This is a genomic window from Parvibaculum sp., assembly GCF_019635935.1.
Taxonomy (GTDB): domain Bacteria; phylum Pseudomonadota; class Alphaproteobacteria; order Parvibaculales; family Parvibaculaceae; genus Parvibaculum.
Genome location: NZ_JAHBYN010000001.1, coordinates 1490232 through 1509285, shown reverse-complemented (window position 1 = coordinate 1509285; position 19054 = coordinate 1490232). Strand labels below are relative to the sequence as shown.

The following is a 19054-nucleotide window of genomic DNA, read 5'->3' as shown; positions in this document are numbered from 1 at the left end:
CCTATAAATGCTTGAGTTTCCCGACAAATCCGGCGCGTGCCGGGTTTCGAAGCGAGGACCCAGGTGTCGGTCGAGTGTGAAGGCGAAGCGCCGGAGGCCCGAGACGCGCCGTCCGGCAAGGACGGTGCGCCGGCGCGTGCGCGCGCCTTCGTGGCGGAACTGCGCCGCGGCGTCGCGACGCATTTCACCTCATTGCGATCCAAGGTTGTCGGCCTGCTGACGTCGATCGGCGTCGTTCTGGTGGCGATGAGCGGCATTTATGTCTTCACGACGTTCAACCAGAACCTCGCACATGAAGCGAATCTGCGCGCAGGCGCGGCAAGAGATGTGCTGATCCATGCCGCGGCGCGCGTGCAGGCGTCCGGCGAACTGGAGCCGATCCTGTCGGCGATCGGCAATGCGCCTTACATCGCCGAAGCCGCGATCGCCGGACGCGACGGCCGGATCGTTGCGTCGTCGCATGCGGCATGGAATGGACGGAGCATTGCGCCGGTCGCTTCGGCGTTTGCGGACATGGACGCCGATACGCGCCGTCCGATCGCCATCGACACGCAGCGGCAGCTGACGGGCGCCGGCGCTTACGGAGGCGACTATGCGATTTGGCTCGACCTGCCGCAGGCCGGCGAGCAGGCCGTCGCCATCATTCGCGTCGACATGGAACGGCTGGCCGCGCGACTGACCACCAAGGCGTGGAACACCATGACCTGGCTGACGATCACCGCGATCCTCGCCATTCTGACGATTTCGATGCTGGTGCACCGCATCGTCGTCGCGCCGATCGAGGCGCTGCGCGATTTTGCGCGGGACTACCGGCGCGGCGCGGCGGAAACGGCGCAGCATGGCGACGAAATCGGCATTGTCGCGCAGGCGTTGGCCGCCTCGGTCCAGGCGGCGGCGGACAGCGAGGCGCGGCTCACCAATATCGCCTCGACAGACGGGCTGACGGGGCTCGGCAATCGCAGTTCCTTCAAGGTGCAGTTTGCCGGCGCGCTGGCCGAAGCCGAACGGCGCGGCGGGCTTGTCGGCATGATGATCCTCAATCTCGGCGGCTTCAAGGACGTCAACGATACGCTGGGCCACGATGCGGGCGATCTCGTGCTGCAGCGGACGGCCGATATTCTGATGGGCTGCCGGCGCGAGGGCGACATCGTGGCGCGCATTGGCGGCGACGAATTCGGCGTCGTGTTCAACGGCATCAAGAGCGCCGACGAGGCACTCGAAATGGCGAGCCGTCTTGTGCGCGCGGTGGGGGCGCCGTTCCGTCTCGGCGCGCAGGAGCTGCAACAGGCGTCTTGCGTCGGCATGACGCTGTTTCCGCAGGACGGCCGCGACGCCGACGTGCTGATCAAGAATGCCGACCTGGCGCTGTCGCGCGCCAAGCAGGAAGGCGCCGGCGCTTGCGTGCTCTATCGCCACGAGCTGCATCTGCGCGCCATCGAACGCAACCAGATCGAACGCGACCTGCGCGCCGCCGTGGCGCGGCAGGAGCTGAAGCTCTATTACCAGCCGAAAGTCGATGTCGCGACCGGGAAGATCACCGGCGCGGAGGCGCTGATCCGCTGGCCGCATGAGGAGCGCGGTTTCATTCCGCCTTCGGTCTTCATTCCGGTGGCCGAGCGCAGCGGTCTTGTCGTCGATCTGACCCGATGGGTGCTCGACGAAGCCTGCCGGCAGAACCGCCAATGGCAGGACGACGGATTGCCGCGCATCACGGTTGCCGTCAACGTGTCGGCGATCGACCTCCGGCGCGCCGACCTTACCGATACGATCGCCAATACGCTGATCGCGCGCGGGCTGTCGCCGCAATATCTCGAACTTGAAGTTACCGAAAGCATGGTGATGGAGGATGTCGACACGGTGATCGGGACGCTTCGGCGGCTGCGGAGCCTCGGCATCGGCATCGGCATCGACGATTTCGGCACCGGCTATTCGTCGCTGGCCTATCTGAAACGTTTCCCGGTCAAGCGGCTGAAGATCGACCGCAGCTTCGTCAGCGACATTGCCGACGGGCGCGAGGGGCACATCATTCCGAAGGTCATCATCGACCTGGCGCATGCGCTGGGCGTGTCGGTGGTGGCGGAGGGCGTCGAAAGCGCCGACCAGTTCGACAAGCTGCGCGAGCTCGGCTGCGACGAGGTGCAGGGCTATTTCATGGGCCGGCCGATGCCGCCCGCCGAGTTCGAGGTCTTCCTGCGCAATTCGCCGGCCGGCGCGCGGCGCATCGCCGCTTCCGGCACCGCCGCCTGAATCACGCCTCCCGTTCCCGTTGACGCAGCGGGCGCCTTGCGCAAGCCGGCGGCGCTTTACGCGCGCGCGCCGCGCGCTACACTCCCGCGTCGCACCACCAACAATGAGCGCCGGCGCCCGAAGGGCCGCAGGCGCCGCGCCGGGAGACGTCTTTCATGGATCTCGCCTATGGGCCCGAATACGAAGCCTTTCGCGCGGAGGTTCGCGCCTTCATCGCCAAGCATGGCGCAAAGGCGCCGCGCCGCTTCGGCGTGTCGCGTCCTTCCGAGGAAACGCAGAACTGGCAGCGCCTGCTGATCGAGCACGGCCTCACCGCGCGGACGATCCCGAAGGAATATGGCGGCTATGGCGCCGAGCCCGACATTCTGAAGTCGCGGATCATCGCCGAAGAGTTCACCGCAGCCGGCCTGCCGATGGGGATTGCCAATCAGGGTATCTCGATGCTGGTGCCGACGCTGCTGGAACTCGGTACCGAAGAGCAGAAGAAGAAATGGATTGCGCCGACGCTCCGCGGCGAGGTCGTCTGGTGTCAGGGTTATTCGGAGCCGGGCTCGGGCTCCGATCTCGCTTCGCTGCAAACGAAGGCGGTGGAAGACGGGGACGATTTCATCATCAACGGACAGAAGATCTGGACCTCGACCGCGCATGCAGCCGACATGATTTTCTGCCTCGTGCGGACGGAGCCCGAGGCGAAGAAGCATGAAGGCATTTCCTACCTGATCTTCTCGATGCAGACGCCGGGCATCGAAGTGCGTCCGCTGAAGACGATGACAGGACATGCCGAATTCAACGAGGTGTTCTTCACCGATGTGCGGGTGCCCAAGAAGGACATCGTGGCGGGGCGCGGCCAGGGCTGGTTCGTCGCCAACGCGACGCTGAAACACGAGCGCGGCATGCTCGGCGATCCGAACCAGGCAGGGACGCGGCTGAAGGAAATCACCGACCTGATGCACAAGGAGACGATGGACGGGACGCGGCTGATCGACCATCCGGTCTATCGCGACCGTCTCGTTGCGTTGCAGGCCCGGGTTTTCGCGATGCAGTTTCACGGGCTCCGGCTGCTGACGGCGGCGGCAAAGGGCGAGGATCCCGGCATTGCGCGGCTCATCGTGAAGCTGCAGGGTTGCGAACTCAACCACCAGCTTGCGGCGCTCGCCATCGACGCGCTGGGCGAGATCGGCGTGCTTTACGAGGACAGTCCGCATTTGCGCGCGCAAGGCGCGTGGCAGCACCGCTACATGTTCGATCTCGGGTTGATCATCGGCGGCGGCACGGCGCAGATCCAGAAGAACATCATTTCGGAACGCGGGCTCGGGATGCCGCGCGAACCGAAACCGGCGAAAGCGTGAGGAGCGGAACATGGAATTCGGATTGTCGGAAGACCAGAAGCTGCTCCAGGAAAGCATCGGACGGACGCTCGAAAAGGTGTCGCCGCTGGAGCGCGTGCGCCAGGCGGCCGAGGAACACGCGGCCTATGCCGGCGATGTGTGGCAGGCGCTTGCCGGGCTTGGCGTCGCGGGCATGCTGATCGCCGAGGAACATGGCGGCATGGGGATGGGGCTGCTCGATGCGGCGCTGGCGTCGGAGATGCTTGGCCGGCATGTCGCGCCGGCGCCTTTCGTTGCGACCGCCGTCATGGCGCCGCTCGCGCTTGCCGGTGCAGGCTCGAAGGCGCAGCAGGCGGCATGGCTGCCGAAGCTCGCAAGCGGCGAGGCGATTGCCGGTGTCGCGGTGTCGGAGCGCGCGGCGGGCGCGCGCGAGGGCGCGGGCGTTGCGGCGTCCAGCGACAGGCTCACCGGCACGGCGCTGTTTGCGCTCGATGCGGCGGGCGCCGATGTTTTCATCGTCGCCGACAAGACGGGCGGGCTCCATCTCGTGAAAGGCGATGCGAAGGGGCTGACGCGGATTGCGCTCACCAGCATCGATCTCACACGGCCGCTCGGCGAATTGCGCTTCGACAATGTCGAGGCGGAGCCGCTGAGCGCGGGCGATGCGGGCGCGGCGCTGAAACGCATGGTCGATGCCGGCCGCGTGATGCTCGCCGCCGACACGCTGGGCGCGGGTTGGGCGATGATCGAGAAGGCCGTGGCTTACGCGGGCGAGCGCAAGCAGTTCGGCCGCGTCATCGGCTCGTTCCAGGCGGTGAAGCATATGTGCGCCGAGATGGCGGCCGAGCTCGAGCCCTGCCGGTCGCTGGTCTGGTATGCCGCGCATGCCTTCGACACGATGCCGGACGAGGCGAGCCTGATGGCGGCGCATGCCAAGGCGCTGACGTCGGAAACCGGGCGCTTCGTCGCGCGCACCGCGACGGAGGTTCACGGCGGCATGGGCTTTACTGATCTCGTCGGGCTGCACTACTGGTTCAAGCGCATCGGCCTCAACCGGCAATTGCTGGGTTCGCCGGAACGGGTGCGCCACGAGGCCGCGGTCCTGCAGGGCTGGGCGGCGGATTGAGGGCACTTGCCTTCCCGCACGCGCGGGCGTCATATGCGGCGCGTCCACAACCTTTTTGTCCGGTGCCTCATGGGTGAACTCGGCTATATCGCGGCCTTCCTGACCACGCTCGCCTTCGTGCCGCAGGCGGTGAAGACGATCCGCAGCCGCGATACGTCGGGCCTTTCGCTCGGCATGTACGGGCTGCTGACCGTCGGCATCTTTCTGTGGCTGCTGCATGGCATCAACCGGCAGGATTATGCGCTGATCGGCGCCAATGGCGTGACGCTGATGCTGGCGCTGCCGATTTTCCTGATCATTCTCGGCAATGAACGGGCAGCGCGGCGGGCCGCTTCAAGGAAATAGACCAAGGTCTATTTTAGGGCTTGCCTCGGCCGTTGCCGCCTGCTTGCATGTCGCCAACAAGAAATCAGACCGGGAGGAACACCCATGCGCGCGGCCGTTTTCCGCAATGGCGATCTCGTCGCCGACACGATCCCCGAACCGACACCGCAAGCGGGCCAGGTGCTGGTCAAGACGCTGGCCTGCGGCATTTGCGGCTCGGACCTGCATGCGTTTCACCATGCCGACAAGATGGTCGAGACGGCGCAGCGTTCGGGCTCGAGCTTCACGATGGACCTCAAGCGCGACATCGTGTTCGGACATGAGTTCTGCGCCGAGATTCTCGATCACGGACCGGGCACCGAGAAGAAGCTGAAGCCGGGCACGCGCGTCTGCTCGATGCCGATCGCGATCACGATGAACGGCGAGAAAGCCAAGATCGATCCGGTCGGTTATTCCAACAACATGCCCGGCGGCTTTGCCGAGCAGATGGTGCTGAACGAGCTGATGCTGCTCGAAGTGCCGAACGGGTTGCCGACCGAACAGGCGGCGCTGACCGAGCCGATGGCGGTCGGCTGGCATGCGGTCGAGAAAGCCAATCTGACCGAGGACGACATTCCGCTCGTCATCGGCTGCGGGCCTGTCGGCCTTGCGGTCATTGCCGGTCTCAAGATCAGGGGCGTGCATCCGATCATCGCGGCCGATTTCAGCCCGGCGCGGCGCAAGCTTGCCGAGAAGATGGGCGCCGACATCGTGCTCGATCCGAAAGTCGAGGCGCCTTATGCGCGCTGGACGAAGGAGGCGACACCGGAAGGCTACAACCCCGAGAACATCATGACGCTGCTCGGCATGGGGCCGAAGCTCCGGCCGGGCGTCATCTTCGAATGCGTCGGCGTGCCGGGCGTCATCCAGCAGATATTCGAGGGCGCGCCGCGTTTTGCCCGCGTGGTCGTGGTCGGCGTCTGCATGGAGCAGGACCGCTTCGAGCCGTTCTTCGGCATCAACAAGGAACTCAACGTGCAATTCGTGCTCGGCTACACGCCGGAGGAATTCGCGCTGACGCTCAATCATCTCGCCGAAGGCAAGATCGACGGTTCGCCGCTGGTGACGGCCAAGGTCGGTGTCGAGGGTGTGAAAGAGGCGTTCAGCGAACTCGGCAATCCCGAGAAGCACGCCAAGATTCTGGTTGAGCCCTGGCGGTAGGCGTTCAGGCGGGCGGCGCGGTTTCGGCGAAAGAAGGACGCTTCGCCATGTCGCGCCACCAGCCGGCGAGTTCGGGCGCCTGCGTCTGCCAGTTCATGGCGGCGTGGCGGAAGTCGAGATAGCCAAGCGCCGCGCCCGTCGCGATGCCGCCAATGTCGAGCGGTGCGTCGAGAAGGCTCACTTCCTGTTCCAAAAGATCGAGGCTGCGCGCAACGGCGCGGCGCCAGCGGGCCATCCACATTTCCGAACGTTCGGCTTCCGGCCGGTTCGTCTCGAAGACCAGCGACACGGCGGCGTCCATGATGCCGTCGGCCAGCGCCTGAAAGCGCAAGGCGCGCCAGCGCTCCGCGCCCGCCGCCGGAAAGAGCGCGGGGCCGTCGAGCGTCGCGTCCAGATATTCGCAGATCAAAGGACTGTCGAAGAAAGACGTGCCGTCCTTCAGGGCGAGCGCCGGTACCTTGCCGAGTGGGTTGGCCGCGATCAGCGATTGCGGGTCGCTCATTGCCGAAGCCGTCTCCTCGGTCACCTGCGCCAGCGCGCCCTTCTCGCGGATCAGCACGCGGACCTTGCGCGCGAAAGGCGAGGTCGGGGAGTGATAGAGCTTCATCGAAATTCCTTGCCGGGAAATGTCAGAGACAGGCGGTGCCGCTGGTGTGGCCGTTCATGGCGCGGATGGTGCGCCATTCGACGAATTCGCGGCAGGTGCGGCCGCGCTCGTCGGTGAATTCGCGGGTCGGCGTGATCTTGCCGCTCGCCTTGTCCTGCGCGGTGAACCAGGTGACGGGTTCGCGCAGCGGTACGGTCATCATTTTGGCGATGGCTTCTTCCCTTGCGCGGGCGGGCATGCCCGTCAGTTTCGGCCCTTCGGAACCGCCGACCATATAGCCCGCCGCGACGCCGGCGGCGACTGCCCATTCGGTGCCGCTGCCCGAGCCGATTGCCATGCCGAGCAGCGCGCCGCCGGCCGGGCCGACGAGGCCGGTGCCGCGGTCATCGACGGGAACGCCGCCGACCGGCGCTTCGGGTTTTCTCATCGTCACCTCGGGCTGCGGCAACTGCGTCTGCGCACAGGCGGAGACGGCAAGGGCCGCAAGCACGGCCAATGCGACACTCCATCTGGCGCCGGAATGCAACATGTTCATTCCTTTCGCAGATAGGGCATCAGGAAACGGCGCAGCACCGGGCTCATCGCGGCGAGTGCGCCGACGATAATTGTGATGAGCGGCAGGCTGCCGGTCGATCCCTTGACGATGCCGAGAAGACCGAGGCTGAGCTCGTTGAGCGTGCGTTCGATCGTGTCGAAGTCGCGCTTCACTTCGGCGCGCGCCTGCAGAATGGTGGCGTTGGCGAGCTCCATTTCGAGGCGGTCGGCGCGGCCGGGCTTTTTGGCAGCGGAGACGAGCGCGATGAATGCCAGTGCCGCCAGCACGCCGCCGGTGATGAGCGCGCCAAGCGGATAGCCGTAGATTTCGGAGAGCGCCAGGAAGCCGGCGATCACCAGCATGGTCAGCGCGAAAAGCGCGATGAAAACCGCGATGCCGACCAGCGAGAGTTTGCGCGCAAGACGGCGCGCTTCGAGCTCGGCACGGAAAAGTTCGGCTTCGGCGAGTTTGCGGATTTGCGGCGTCGGATCGATCATGTCCGTTTCCTATCTCGCCAGCAGGCGGCCGATGAGGAAACCCAGGCCGAAGGCCAGCAAGGCGCTCGGCACCGGATGTGCGTCGATCTGTTTCTGGATGTCGCCGAGACCTTCCTGCAAACGCTCGCCGATTGCCTCGGCATCGTCGATGCCGAAGGGCGTCTCGCCGCGCGCTTCCTCCAGGGCTTTCTTCAGCGCCTCGACTTCAGCCTGAAGCTCCTCGACGGTCGGTTTCGGGTCCGGTTTCTTGTCGGTCATTGGCGTCGCCTTCCGGTTCTGGCCGGTTATCCCCCGCCCGATCAGCATAGCCCCCTTGCGGGCACATTCAAGGCGGCGCGGGCTGCTGCCCGATGCCGCAGCACGCTCAGAGATAGGGCGAGGCGAGGCGGAAAAAGGCGTCGCGGATGCGCCCCGGGTAGGAACGGGCGGCAAGTTCCTCGAGCGAGACCGGATGGGCGTCGGAGATTTTCCGCTCGACGATGTCGTCGAGCGTGCGGGCGAAGCTTGCGCCGTAGCATTCGAGGTTGAACTCGAAATTGAGGCGCAGACTGCGATCGTCCCAGTTGGCCGAGCCGATCATCGACCACATGCCATCCACCGTCATGATCTTGGTGTGGTCGAAGGGGCCGGCGGTTTTCCAGATGCGGCAGCCGGCGCGGGCCAGCCATTCGAGTTGCGGCGTCGTCGCCCAGTCGACGAAGGGCAGGTTGCTGGCGCGCGGCAGGACGATGTCGACGATGACGCCGCGCATGGCGGCAACCGAGATCGCGGTCCGGAGCGTTGCGTCGGGCAGGAAGTAAGGCGTGACGACGCGAATGCTGTGGCGCGCTTCGGCAAGCGCGCCGAGCAGCGTCCAGCGGATCGGATTGAGGCCCATGTCGGGACCGGCCGGCAGGCCGCGCGCCACGATGTCGCCGGTTTCATCGAGCGGCGGAAACCAGTCCGGCCCGTCCAGCAGTTCGCCGGTGGTGAAATTCCACTCATAGGCGAAAGTGTGCATCAGATGCGCGACCACCGGGCCCCCGAGGCGAAAATGATGGTCGAGGATCGGCTTGCGCGGCCGGGCGGCGAGCACGTTGCCTTCGGCGATGTTCATGCCGCCGGTGAAACCGTGGCGGCCGTCGACGACCATGATCTTCTGGTGGTTGCGCATGTTGAGATAGGGCATGCGCCACGGCATGAACGAATGCAGGAAACGGGCATAGTCGAGGCCGTGCTCTTCCAGCAGCGGCACGAGAGAGGGGCGCGAATACCACGAGCCGACGCCGTCGATCAGCAGGCGGACGCGGACGCCGCGCCGGCTTGCCGCCGAGAGGGCTTCGACGAAGCGGCGGCCGGCCGGATCGTTGTTGAAGATGTAGGTCGACAGCGCGATCGAGCGTTCGGCGCTTTCGATGGCGGCGATCATCGCGGGATAGGCTTCGTCGCCATTTCGCAGCACGCCCAGCGAATTGCCGGGCTCGAAACTCTCGGGCAGCACTTTCTGGCCGAAGCGGGCGAGGCTTTCCAGCGCCTTGAGCCGCGGCCCCTCGTCGGCCGTCACGCGACCGCCGCTGCGGGCCGGCAAGGGCGCCAGCAGCAGCGTTTCGTTCTTCTGGCCGCGCAGTTCGCGGGCGCGGCGCTGGATGCGGTTGACGCCGAAAAGCAGGTAAACGATCCAGCCGACAAAGGGCACCAGCACGATGAAGCCGACCCAGCCGGCGGCCGCGCGCTCGTCGCTCTTGATCAGCATGGCGTGGATCGCGGCGCCGATCGCGCCGCCAAACTGGATGACGGCCAGAAGGATCGGCCAGAGATCTGAGAATCCGGTCTGCATGGCCGTCCAGACTAGAGCAAGCGGCCTGTCCGGTCGCGCCTCATCTCGCGGCCGGCGGCATCAGAAGCGCACCGTGCCGCCAAGGATCAGGCCACGGTCCTCGCCGGGGAAATAGCGTTCGGTGCCGAAGCCGAAATCCGCACGGTCGGCGTAGCGCCGGTCCAGAATGTTGGTGAGCTTGCCGAAAAGCGCAAGATTTTCCGTCGCCTGATAGTCGAGACGCAGGTTGAATATGTCATGGCCGTCATATTTGACCGTATTGGCCGCGTCCATCCAGTACGACCCCATATGAACCCATTCAAGCTCGGCGCGGGCCGCGCCTTCGTGAAAATTGTAACCTAGGCGCAGGCCGGCGATGGTGCGCGGCGCGGTGTCCACATCGTCGCCGTCGCGGATGGTTTCGGTGGCGTTGATGCCGGGGCCGATGATGTTGTCGAAGGCATAGGTGTGGCGCGCCCATGTCGCGGCGCCGGCGATGTCGAAGCCGGCACCGAGCGGCGCGGAGAATTCGCCCTCGACGCCGAAATGATTTGTCTTGCCGTTCGAGACGTTGAAGCCGTTGGCGTCGCGGAAGTAGAAATTCTTCTTCTTCATGTAATAGACATTCGTCTCGTAGCGCAGGACGCCGACCTGCCCACGCGCGCCGATTTCGATGCTGTCGAGCACTTCGGATTTCGCTTCGCCGGGCACCTGCAGCGATTGCAGGCGGTAGAGATCGGTCGTCTGCGGTGCGCGGCTGCCGCGCGCGACATTGACGTAACCGGTCAGGCTGTCGTTGAAGATGTGCAACAGGCCGAGTTTCGGCGTTGCGTCGGTGAATTCGTCGACCGTGTCGGGGATGCGCAGGAAGCGGCCGGTGATGCCGTTGGCGGTCCGGTTCGCGTAGTCGTAGCGCGTATATTCGAGGCGCAGGCCGGCGCTCAGCAGCGTGGCGGGCGAAAGTTTCCATTCGCTGTGAATATAAGGCGCCAGCACCAGCGCCTTCACCGTGTAGTCGTAATGCGTGCCCTGCGGCATGGTGCCGACGGTCGGCAGGTCCTGAATTTCCTTCAGGTAGCCGTCGCTGTATTCGGTGTCGAAACCGAGGATCAGGCGGTGTCCGCCATCGAGATCGGCGACGAGGCTGGCGAGAAGGCCGCCGCTCCAATGGCCGTTTTCCTCGCGCGGTTTCCCCGGCGGCAGGAAGTGCATCAGGAAATCCATGTCGTTCTTGCGCGCATAGGGCGTCAGCACCAGCATGCGTCCGTCGGCAATGTCATGTTCGAGGCGCAGCGCGGCGCGCACCGCCCAGGCGTCGCGATAGGCTTCCGGGTTCGGGTTGGTGCGGTAGAGCGCGGGGTCCTTGTAGGCCTTCGGGCCGACGACGAAGCCAGCGGTCTCCTGATTGACGTTGACGGCGGTCAGCGTGGCGACGGCGCGTGTGCCGGGCGTCGCGAAATCGTAGCGCAGGCGCGCCTTCTGCTGGTCGAGGCCGGAGGCGTCGCGGAAGCCGCCATCGCTATAGGCCGAGAAGCTGCCGCGAAATCCGTGCGTCGTCAGGCCGTCGCCGCGCAGCGTGCGGCTTGCGGTGCCGATCGTCTTCCAGCGGTCATAGGGGCCGGCCCATGCGGTCAGTTCGGCGTCGGCGTCGGGCGCGGGCGGGCGGCTCAGGAAGTTGATCAGCCCGTGTTCGGCGTTGGAGCCGTAGCGCGCGCTGCCCGGACCGCGCACCACCTCGATGCCGCCCGAGACCTCGTCCATCGCCTCCATCAGCGCGTTGACATTGGCAAAGCCCGCCGCGCGCATCGGCACGCCGTCTTCGAGATAGAGGAAGGAGCCGGCGCCGGCGCCGGCCGTCAGCACCGGCGAGCGGATGGCCGTCAGGTGTTCGGCGCCGCTGCCCTGCTGGATGCCGAGGCCGGGCAGGCGGTTCAGCGCCTCGGCCGGCTGGAGCGGCAGAACGAAATCGGCCTCGTCGCCGCCGATCCTCGATATGTTGCCGATATGGGTCGCGCGCGGGGTGCCGAAGCCGGTGGTCGTGACGATCAGATCGTCCAGTACCGGCGGCTCATCTTGGGCAGCCGCGCCGGCCGCCAGCGCCATCGACAATGCGAGCGCCGCGGCGCCCCCCTTCAACGCAACCCGAAATTCCGGCACCTGCACCCCCGTTTCGCTCCCCCTTCCGGCTCTGGCGGCCGGTTTCACGCCCATTGTTACCATGCCGGGCCCGCAGGTCCATTCCCCGGCGCGGCCATCTGCCGCGTCATCCGCGCGGCCGCTATTTCTTGCCCGGGCAGGGTGCCGGAATTAGGGTGTGTCCCATGAAAATATTCGGACAAAACCTGCCGCCGCTGGCGCTTTCCGGGGCCATTCTTGCCGTGATGACGACGGCGGTCGTCTATTCGCCGACGCTTTACGAAATGTTCTGCGCGGCAACGGGCTATGGCGGGACCGTCAACACCACCCGTCCGCTCAGCGCCGATCTCAACGAGGCGGGGCCGCCCGTCACCGTGCGCTTCGACGCCAATGTCTCGCCGGGGCTCCCTTGGGACTTCCGGCCCGCCCAGCGCGAGGTCCAGACGCGGATCGGGTTGCCGACGACGGTATATTACCACGCGACCAACATGAGCGACGAGACGCTGGTCGGCCGCGCGACCTTCAACGTGACGCCCGAGGCGACCGGCTATTTCTTCAGCAAAACCGAATGTTTCTGCTTCGTCGAGCAGAAGCTCGCGCCCGGCGAGAGCGCCGAAATGCCGATCGTCTTCTTTGTCGACCCGGAGATGCTCGACGATATCGAGACGCGCAACGTGCGGACGATCACGCTTTCCTACACCTTCTTCCGCCAGGCCTCCGACGAGGCGGCCGTTGCCTCGGCGCGGTCGCTGCGCGAGGGGTCGGAGCGGCAAAAGCAGGATCTCGCCACGGCCGAAAGCGCCGATTTTTCGGTCCGTGCCCCGCATGTTCGCTAGAGCGCTTCTCGGAAAAGTGGAATCCGGTTTTCCGAAAAGAAGCGCGACCAAGCAACAACCTAGAGTCTTTCAGTGTTTCTACGAAACACTGAAAGACTCTAGGCGGCGCGGCGAAACCCTGTAGGCTCGGGCGACCGATCGCCACCAGCCGGACAGAACCATGTTCCCCATTTCCGACGACAATGCCGAGCCGGGTACACCCATTGTGACCTGGGCGCTGATCGCGGCCTGCGTCGCGGTCTTTTTCTGGCAGGCGTCGCTGCCACCGGGCGCGGACGAGCTTGCCTTCTATCAATTCGGCCTGATACCGGGGGTGTTGTTCGGGTCGGTCACGGTCGCCGATGCGCCGCTGCCGGCCTGGGGCACAATCATCAGTTCGATGTTCATGCATGGCGGCTTCGCGCATCTCGCCGGCAACATGCTCTATCTCTGGATCTTCGGCGACAATGTCGAACTGGCGATGGGGCGCGTGCGCTTCCTCGTCTTCTACATTGTCTGCGGCATTGCGGCGACGCTGACGCATGCGTTCCTCGTTCCGGGCTCGACCATTCCGCTGGTCGGCGCCAGCGGCGCGATTTCGGGCGTGCTCGGCGCCTATCTGCTGCTTTACCCCCGTGCGCGGGTGCGCGTGCTCTTCATTCCGTTTCCGTTGATCCTGCTTCGCACCTTCTACATCCCGGCGCTGATCGTGCTCGGGCTGTGGTTCGTCATTCAGGTGCTGAGCGGGCTCGGCAGCGATATCGAGGAAGCGGGCGTCGCCTTCTGGGCGCATGTCGGCGGGTTTGTCGCCGGCGGTTTGCTGATCGGCTTTTTCAAGCGTCCCGATGTGCCGTTCTTCCACAAGCCGGCGCCGCGCGTTTTCGACGGGCGTAGCGAGCGGGGGCCCTGGCGCTGATCCTCAGCGCGGCTCGACGGCGAAGCGGCAGGTCAGTTGCATCGTTTCGCCGGGCGCCAACGCAACGAGGCCGGTGACGCTTTCGGGCTCCGGCCGGTTGACGGCATCGGGCGCATGGCTCACCGGCTCGGCGCAGAAAAAATCCTCGCCCGGCGGCGCGAAGACGATGGCGTGGGGCGCGCCCGCCGCCTCGATCCGCAGCGCGAAGGGCCGGTCTTCCCAGTCGATGCGGAAATTTCCATCGCTACCCGAAAAACAATGATCGACCTCGACATCGCGCATGGCGCGGGGTTCGTCGAAACGCCATTTCTCGGGTGTCGCGGCGATGCCGGTCGGGATTTCGTCGGGCCCGCTTTCCCAGACGCGCGGCAGGTGCGCCTTGAGGCGGGCGGTTGCGCGGCCTTCGAAAAACGGGTGGAGGCCGAGGCCTCCCGGCATCGCTTCGGTGGCGCAGTTGGTCAGGCGCATCGTCACCGTGAGGCCCGCCTCGTCGAGCGCGAAATGCTGTTCGGCGTCGAAGCTCCAGGGCCATGTCCAGCGCCGGTCGCCGCCGTCATGGCGGTAGCGCAGCCGCGCCGCGCCGCTATCGGCGTCGATCACCTCCCATGACGATTGCCAGCCGCGGCCGTGGATCGCATGCGGCGGGCAGATGTCGTCGGGCGGCAATTGCACCGTGCGGCCGGCAAAGGCGAAGCGGCCGTTGGTGATGCGGCCCGAAAAGGGCACCAGCGGATAGCAGGCCATGTCGAGTGGGCCCGGCGCGGCGATGCCGGCGGGCAGGGGCCGCAGCATCTGCTGAACGCCGCCATCATGCGCGGCAGCGAAGCGGGCAATGCAGCCGCCCGCCTCGGGCATCAACGCCACTTCGAGATTTCCCCGCGCCAGTACCGGCATCCTCGTCCCTTCCCGCCATTTGGCGCGTCGTGCTCAAACTTGAGGCAGGCCGCATCGCGGTCTGCATGATTTCTGAGCCTGCACCGGCGCTCCGCCGCCGCCAAGTCCCTTGAAGCGCCAATTCGCGGTGCATTCGCGTCTGGCACGGCGCTTGCGATACCGATAGCGGCAGCGGCTAGGGTTCCGGCTTCGTGCGTGGCGTTTCGCGAAGTGCTGGTCCGAGAGCCGCAACCTGCCCGGTGAACAGCGGGCAGGTACACGGCGGGACAAAAGCCCGGGAGACGGATGTAATGCGAGGATTGGCATTGCAAGACCGCCGTGACGCCGATCCTCCGCTTTTGAAACGCGATCACTCGTTCCGGAGGACTGGATTATGACTTCATTCAAACTCTCTTCGATACGCGCCATGGCGGCAGCGCTTGCCGTGCTGGCGCTGGTGTTCGCCCCGCTCTCGCAAGCCGAGGCGCAGGCGAAAAAGGAATTCAAGGTGGCGTGGTCGATCTATGTCGGCTGGATGCCCTGGGGCTATGCGGCTGATAACGGCATCGTCAAGAAATGGGCCGACAAATACGGCATCGAGATCGAGATGGTGCAGTTCAACGACTACATCGAATCGATCAACCAGTACACGGCGGGCGCCTTCGACGGCGTGATGTCGACCAACATGGATGCGCTGGCCATTCCGTCGGCCGGCGGCGTCGACTCGACCATTGTGGTGATCTGCGATTATTCCAACGGCAACGACGTCATCATCCTGAAGGACAAGACCGAACTTGCCGACATCAAGGGCCAGAACGTCAACCTGGTCGAGCTGTCGGTGTCGCACTACACGCTTGCCCGTGCGCTCGAGACCGTCGGCATGACCGAGAAGGACGTGACGGTGGTCAATACGTCGGATGCCGACATGATTGCCGCCTACAAGACGCGCGACATCACGGCGGTCGTCACCTGGAATCCGATGGCGGCCGAAATTCTCGGCGGCCCCAATGCCAACAACGTGTTCGACTCGTCGAGCATTCCCGGCGAGATCCAGGATTCGCTGGTCATCAACACGGCGACGCTGAAGGCCAACCCGGCGCTCGGCAAGGCGCTTACCGGCGCCTGGTACGAGACCATGGCCATCATGTCGGCCGACACGCCCGAAGGCGCCGCGGCGCGCGAGGCTATGGGCGTTGCGTCCGGCACCGACCTTGCGGGCTATGAGGCGCAGCTCGCGGCGACGGCGATGTTCTACACGCCGGCCGACTATATCGGTTTCGGCGAGGCAGAGCTCGCGGCGGCAACCGAGAAGGTCACGGCCTTCCTGTTCGAGCACGGGCTTCTCGGCGATGAGGCGACGTCGCCCGGCTATATCGGCATCGAGATGCCGGACGGTTCGGTTGTCGGCGATGCGGACAATGTGTTGCTCCGCTTCACGACCGAATACGCACAGATGCTCGAAGCCGGCATGCTCTGACCGCCGGCCCGGAACCCGCCATGCGCAGACTGATCAACCGGAAGCCCGATGGCGTGGCGCGGCTCGCGCTGATGCTCCTGCCGTTCCTCCTCGTGCTTCTCGCCTATATGGCCGCCTCCGAGGCGCGGCTTGCCGTCAATCCCAACGACAAGCTGCTTCCCGGCTGGGCGTCCATATCGGCGGCGGTCGAGCGCATGGCGTTTCTGCCGGACAGCCGGACCGGCAACTACCTGATGCTCAACGACACGCTGGCGAGCCTGACACGGCTCGGCATGGGCGTCGTCATTGCCACCGCGATCGGCGGCGTCTTCGGCATCCTGCAAGGGCTGATCCCCTATTTCCGCGCGACCTTCAATTCCTTCACCAATGTGTTGTCGATGATCCCGCCTTTGTCGGTATTGCCGATCCTCTTCATCATGTTCGGGCTCGGCGAGCCGGCCAAGGTGCTGCTGATCGTTGTCGGCATTACGCCTTTCATCATTCGCGATCTGGCGCTCAGGACATCCGAGATTCCGCATGAGGAAATCATCAAGGCGCAGACGCTGGGCGCCTCGACCTGGCAGATCATCCTGCGCGTCGTCGTACCGCAAATGTTGCCGCGCCTGATCGACGCGGTGCGCCTGTCGCTCGGCGCGGCGTGGCTCTTTCTGATCGCGGCGGAGGCCATCGCCTCCAATGCCGGCCTCGGCTATCGCATTTTCCTGATGCGGCGCTATCTCGCGATGGATGTGATCCTGCCTTATGTCGCCTGGATCACGCTGCTCGCCTTCGCGCTCGACCTGGCGTTGCGTCTCGTCCAGCGCGCGGCGTTCCGCTGGATGTATCGGGGGAACGGCAATTGACGCAGGTGACCGTCGAGAAATTGTGGAAGGTCTATGGCGACCAGACGGTGCTGGAAAACATTTCCTTCGATGTCGCGCCGCGCTCCTTCGTTGCGCTGGTGGGTCCTTCGGGCTGCGGCAAGTCGACCTTTCTGCGCATGATGCTGGGCGACGAGGCGCCGACCAAGGGCCGCATTCTTGTCGACGGCGTCCCGCTCGAAGCCGAGCCGTCGCCGGACCGCGGCGTCGTCTTTCAGAAATATTCGGTGTTTCCGCATCTGACGGCGCTGCAAAACGTGATGCTCGGGCTCGAATTTGCCGGCAGTCCCTTTGCGGCGCGGCTCTTCGGGCGGGCGCGGCGCGAGGCGCGAAACTGTGCGCTCGACATGCTGAAATGCGTCGGCCTCGAACAGGCGGTGCGCAAATACCCGTCCGAGCTTTCCGGCGGCATGCAACAGCGGCTCGCCATTGCGCAGGCGCTGGTCAAGAAGCCGAAAATCCTGCTGCTCGACGAACCCTTCGGGGCGCTCGATCCGGGCATCCGCGCCGAAGTGCATGAAATCCTGCTCAGCCTGTGGCGCGAAGAGGGCATGACCGTCTTCATGGTGACGCATGATCTTTCGGAGGCTTTCAAGCTTGCGACGCGCGTTATCGCTTTCGACCGCCGCCGCACGCGCCCTGAGGAGCTCAAGGCTTATGGCGCCACCGTGACCTTCGACATCAAGGTCGACGGCAAGACGGTGCCGCCGACGAACTCCGTGCCGGCGCCCGCGCTGGCGGCGCAGTGATTTTCCGGGCGGGACGACCCGCCCGGCTTCGACGATCCGCCTGGACGGCCAGGCTTCGGCCCGGAGCGAGGCTCCGGCGCGCAAGAGGAGACGCGCGATGGCGGAAGCATCCCGCAGCGAAAAATATTCAGGCCCCTATGCCGCGCAGAAAGAGCGCTACGACCGGCTCTTCAGCGGCGCGAAGACGAAGAGCCGCGATTTCAGCGAGGCGACGGGCAATCCGGCGACGATAGCCGGCGATCTGGTGCGATTGACGGAGACGGTGCCCGGCGGCTGGGGCTGGTCGGGCAATGTCGCGCGCGGCGACACGCTGCGCATCGTCAATCGGGGTGCGACGCCGGGCGTCTCGGTGCTGCTTTACAACGCGGCCGACCCGACGGAGCGCTTCAACGCCGGCGATACGATGAAGGTGCAGTGGAATGCGCGGCTTGGCCGCGGGCGCGTGCTGCTGTCCGATATGGGACGCGTGCTCGCCTCGATCACCGACGACACCCATGGCCGCAACGACGCGCTGGCCGGCGGATCGACGGCGGCGACCAATGCCGAAAAATACGGCGCGGGCGCGCTGCGCAACACGCGCGACAATTTCATCCTGCTGGCGGCAAAGCACGGGCTGACCAGCCGCGACATCCCGCCCTGCCTGACATTGTTTGCGCCGGTCGGCGTGGACGGCGAAGGCAGGCTGCGATGGGAGGGCGGCGGCGCCCCCGCCGGTGCCTATGCCGATCTGCGCGCCGAGCTCGACCTTCTGGTCTTCGTCTCCAACTGCCCGCATCCGCTGTCGCCCGGCGCTTATGCGCCGCGAGATGTCGACCTCATCGTCTGGGCGTCGCCACCTCCGGCTGCCGACGATTTCTGCCGGACGGCCACCGAGGAGGCGAAGCGCGGCTTCGAAAACAATGCGCGCTATCTCGGCCAGCAGGGGAGGGTTGCGTGATGAGCATTTCCAATCGCCACGAAGAACATGCGTTCTACGATTTCACCGTGCCGGCGCTTCGTCCCTGGTCGCAGCGGATCGCGACAGGTCAGGTGCTGCGCATTGTCGATCTTGAGGGCCAGCAGGCCGTCGACACGCTGTTCTACAACGCCGTCGATCCGGCCGAGCGCTACAGCGCGCAGGACACGGTGCGCGCGCAAGGCTCGCCTTACGTGACGGCGGGCACGAAGCTGATGTCGAATGAAGGTCGTGTCATGGCGGTCGTCGTTGCCGACACGGCCGGCGGCCACGACACGTCGGCGGGCGCCTGTTCGGCCGAAGCCAACACGGTGCGCTTCGGCCACGAGACGAAATACATGCATAGCTGCCGCGACAATTTCATCATGGAGCTGTCGCGCCACGGGCTCGGAAAGCGCGACATCGTGTCGAACATCAACTTCTTCATGAATGTGCCGGTCGAGGCGGACGGCACGCTTGCGATCGTCGATGGCATGTCGAAGCCGGGCGACTATGTGGAAATCCGGGCGGAGATGGACCTCATCTGCGTCATCTCCAATTGTCCGCAGGTCAACAATCCCTGCAACGGCTTCAACCCGACGCCGGTTCGCACCCTGATCTGGGACGCTTGAGGC

General features: G+C 65.5%; 19 protein-coding genes and 1 riboswitch. Of the genes, 12 read left to right on the top strand and 7 right to left on the bottom strand.

Going from position 1 to position 19054, the window contains the following annotated elements; genetic code table 11:
- Positions 1-63: 63 nt before the first annotated feature.
- From KF719_RS07580 to KF719_RS07560, 5 genes are all read left to right on the top strand, one after another.
- A complete protein-coding gene (locus KF719_RS07580) occupies positions 64-2247 on the top strand; it encodes a bifunctional diguanylate cyclase/phosphodiesterase (protein ID WP_293508113.1) in 2184 nt (727 codons plus the stop codon).
- Positions 2248-2402: 155 nt separating this feature from the next.
- Entirely contained in the window at positions 2403-3596 is a 1194-nt protein-coding gene (locus tag KF719_RS07575; RefSeq protein ID WP_293508112.1) for an acyl-CoA dehydrogenase family protein, read from the top strand.
- A gap of 10 nt (positions 3597-3606) precedes the next feature.
- Complete coding sequence (locus tag KF719_RS07570; protein WP_293508111.1) at positions 3607-4701, top strand: acyl-CoA dehydrogenase family protein; 1095 nt, start codon at positions 3607-3609, stop codon at positions 4699-4701.
- 69 nt (positions 4702-4770) lie between these two features.
- Positions 4771-5046 (top strand): SemiSWEET transporter, encoded by a 276-nt coding sequence (locus KF719_RS07565; protein ID WP_293508110.1) that lies wholly within the window; start codon positions 4771-4773, stop codon positions 5044-5046.
- A gap of 84 nt (positions 5047-5130) precedes the next feature.
- Entirely contained in the window at positions 5131-6225 is a 1095-nt protein-coding gene (locus KF719_RS07560; RefSeq protein ID WP_293508109.1) for a zinc-binding dehydrogenase, read from the top strand.
- Between the two features lie 4 nt (positions 6226-6229).
- Here KF719_RS07560 and KF719_RS07555 read toward each other — a convergent pair whose 3' ends face one another.
- The 6 genes from KF719_RS07555 to KF719_RS07530 all read right to left on the bottom strand — a co-directional run bounded on the left by KF719_RS07555 (position 6230) and on the right by KF719_RS07530 (position 11816).
- Positions 6230-6832: a glutathione S-transferase N-terminal domain-containing protein gene (locus tag KF719_RS07555; RefSeq protein ID WP_293508108.1), complete on the bottom strand. Its 603-nt coding sequence runs from the start codon at positions 6830-6832 to the stop codon at positions 6230-6232.
- A gap of 22 nt (positions 6833-6854) precedes the next feature.
- A complete protein-coding gene (locus KF719_RS07550) occupies positions 6855-7361 on the bottom strand; it encodes a hypothetical protein (RefSeq protein WP_293508107.1) in 507 nt (168 codons plus the stop codon).
- Positions 7362-7363: 2 nt separating this feature from the next.
- Positions 7364-7864 (bottom strand): phage holin family protein, encoded by a 501-nt coding sequence (locus tag KF719_RS07545; protein WP_293508106.1) that lies wholly within the window; start codon positions 7862-7864, stop codon positions 7364-7366.
- 9 nt (positions 7865-7873) lie between these two features.
- Entirely contained in the window at positions 7874-8122 is a 249-nt protein-coding gene (locus KF719_RS07540; protein ID WP_293508105.1) for a hypothetical protein, read from the bottom strand.
- A 106-nt stretch (positions 8123-8228) separates the two neighbouring features.
- Positions 8229-9680, bottom strand: coding sequence for a phospholipase D-like domain-containing protein (locus KF719_RS07535; RefSeq protein ID WP_293508104.1), 1452 nt, complete (start codon positions 9678-9680; stop codon positions 8229-8231).
- 60 nt (positions 9681-9740) lie between these two features.
- On the bottom strand, positions 9741-11816 hold the full coding sequence (locus tag KF719_RS07530; protein WP_293508103.1) for a TonB-dependent receptor: 2076 nt from the start codon (positions 11814-11816) through the stop codon (positions 9741-9743).
- 164 nt (positions 11817-11980) lie between these two features.
- On the opposite strand from KF719_RS07530, the gene KF719_RS07525 reads away from it, so the two are divergent.
- Together KF719_RS07525 and KF719_RS07520 are read left to right on the top strand one after the other, a co-directional pair.
- Positions 11981-12631 carry a cytochrome c oxidase assembly protein gene (locus tag KF719_RS07525; RefSeq protein WP_293508102.1) on the top strand — a complete coding sequence of 217 codons (651 nt, stop codon included), beginning with the start codon at positions 11981-11983 and terminating at the stop codon, positions 12629-12631.
- Positions 12632-12791: 160 nt separating this feature from the next.
- Entirely contained in the window at positions 12792-13526 is a 735-nt protein-coding gene (locus KF719_RS07520; RefSeq protein WP_293508101.1) for a rhomboid family intramembrane serine protease, read from the top strand.
- A 3-nt stretch (positions 13527-13529) separates the two neighbouring features.
- On the opposite strand, the gene KF719_RS07515 is transcribed toward KF719_RS07520, so the two are convergent.
- On the bottom strand, positions 13530-14420 hold the full coding sequence (locus tag KF719_RS07515; protein WP_293508100.1) for an aldose 1-epimerase: 891 nt from the start codon (positions 14418-14420) through the stop codon (positions 13530-13532).
- Between the two features lie 164 nt (positions 14421-14584).
- Positions 14585-14703, top strand: a riboswitch (guanidine-I (ykkC/yxkD leader).
- 87 nt (positions 14704-14790) lie between these two features.
- Here KF719_RS07515 and KF719_RS07510 point away from each other — a divergent pair.
- From KF719_RS07510 to KF719_RS07490, 5 genes are all read left to right on the top strand, one after another.
- A complete protein-coding gene (locus KF719_RS07510) occupies positions 14791-15876 on the top strand; it encodes a putative urea ABC transporter substrate-binding protein (RefSeq protein WP_293510608.1) in 1086 nt (361 codons plus the stop codon).
- A gap of 20 nt (positions 15877-15896) precedes the next feature.
- Complete coding sequence (locus KF719_RS07505; RefSeq protein WP_293508099.1) at positions 15897-16718, top strand: ABC transporter permease subunit; 822 nt, start codon at positions 15897-15899, stop codon at positions 16716-16718.
- Complete coding sequence (locus KF719_RS07500) at positions 16715-17485, top strand: ABC transporter ATP-binding protein (protein WP_293508098.1); 771 nt, start codon at positions 16715-16717, stop codon at positions 17483-17485. The genes KF719_RS07505 and KF719_RS07500 overlap by 4 nt, the downstream gene beginning before the upstream one ends.
- Positions 17486-17582: 97 nt before the next feature.
- Complete coding sequence (locus tag KF719_RS07495; RefSeq protein ID WP_293508097.1) at positions 17583-18422, top strand: urea amidolyase associated protein UAAP1; 840 nt, start codon at positions 17583-17585, stop codon at positions 18420-18422.
- Complete coding sequence (locus KF719_RS07490) at positions 18422-19051, top strand: urea amidolyase associated protein UAAP2 (RefSeq protein WP_293508096.1); 630 nt, start codon at positions 18422-18424, stop codon at positions 19049-19051. Before KF719_RS07495 ends, KF719_RS07490 begins: the two co-directional genes overlap by 1 nt.
- Positions 19052-19054 lie beyond the last annotated feature (3 nt).

Bases quoted from the DNA above. Each gene is read 5' to 3' on its own strand.
- KF719_RS07575 (WP_293508112.1), top strand. From the start codon at position 2,403: ATGGATCTCGCCTATGGGCCCGAATACGAAGCCTTTCGCGCGGAGGTT.
- KF719_RS07570 (WP_293508111.1), top strand. From the start codon at position 3,607: ATGGAATTCGGATTGTCGGAAGACCAGAAGCTGCTCCAGGAAAGCATC.
- KF719_RS07565 (WP_293508110.1), top strand. From the start codon at position 4,771: ATGGGTGAACTCGGCTATATCGCGGCCTTCCTGACCACGCTCGCCTTC.
- KF719_RS07560 (WP_293508109.1), top strand. From the start codon at position 5,131: ATGCGCGCGGCCGTTTTCCGCAATGGCGATCTCGTCGCCGACACGATC.
- KF719_RS07555 (WP_293508108.1), bottom strand. From the start codon at position 6,832: ATGAAGCTCTATCACTCCCCGACCTCGCCTTTCGCGCGCAAGGTCCGC.
- KF719_RS07550 (WP_293508107.1), bottom strand. From the start codon at position 7,361: ATGTTGCATTCCGGCGCCAGATGGAGTGTCGCATTGGCCGTGCTTGCG.
- KF719_RS07545 (WP_293508106.1), bottom strand. From the start codon at position 7,864: ATGATCGATCCGACGCCGCAAATCCGCAAACTCGCCGAAGCCGAACTT.
- KF719_RS07540 (WP_293508105.1), bottom strand. From the start codon at position 8,122: ATGACCGACAAGAAACCGGACCCGAAACCGACCGTCGAGGAGCTTCAG.
- KF719_RS07535 (WP_293508104.1), bottom strand. From the start codon at position 9,680: ATGCAGACCGGATTCTCAGATCTCTGGCCGATCCTTCTGGCCGTCATC.
- KF719_RS07525 (WP_293508102.1), top strand. From the start codon at position 11,981: ATGAAAATATTCGGACAAAACCTGCCGCCGCTGGCGCTTTCCGGGGCC.
- KF719_RS07520 (WP_293508101.1), top strand. From the start codon at position 12,792: ATGTTCCCCATTTCCGACGACAATGCCGAGCCGGGTACACCCATTGTG.
- KF719_RS07515 (WP_293508100.1), bottom strand. From the start codon at position 14,420: ATGCCGGTACTGGCGCGGGGAAATCTCGAAGTGGCGTTGATGCCCGAG.
- KF719_RS07505 (WP_293508099.1), top strand. From the start codon at position 15,897: ATGCGCAGACTGATCAACCGGAAGCCCGATGGCGTGGCGCGGCTCGCG.
- KF719_RS07495 (WP_293508097.1), top strand. From the start codon at position 17,583: ATGGCGGAAGCATCCCGCAGCGAAAAATATTCAGGCCCCTATGCCGCG.
- KF719_RS07490 (WP_293508096.1), top strand. From the start codon at position 18,422: ATGAGCATTTCCAATCGCCACGAAGAACATGCGTTCTACGATTTCACC.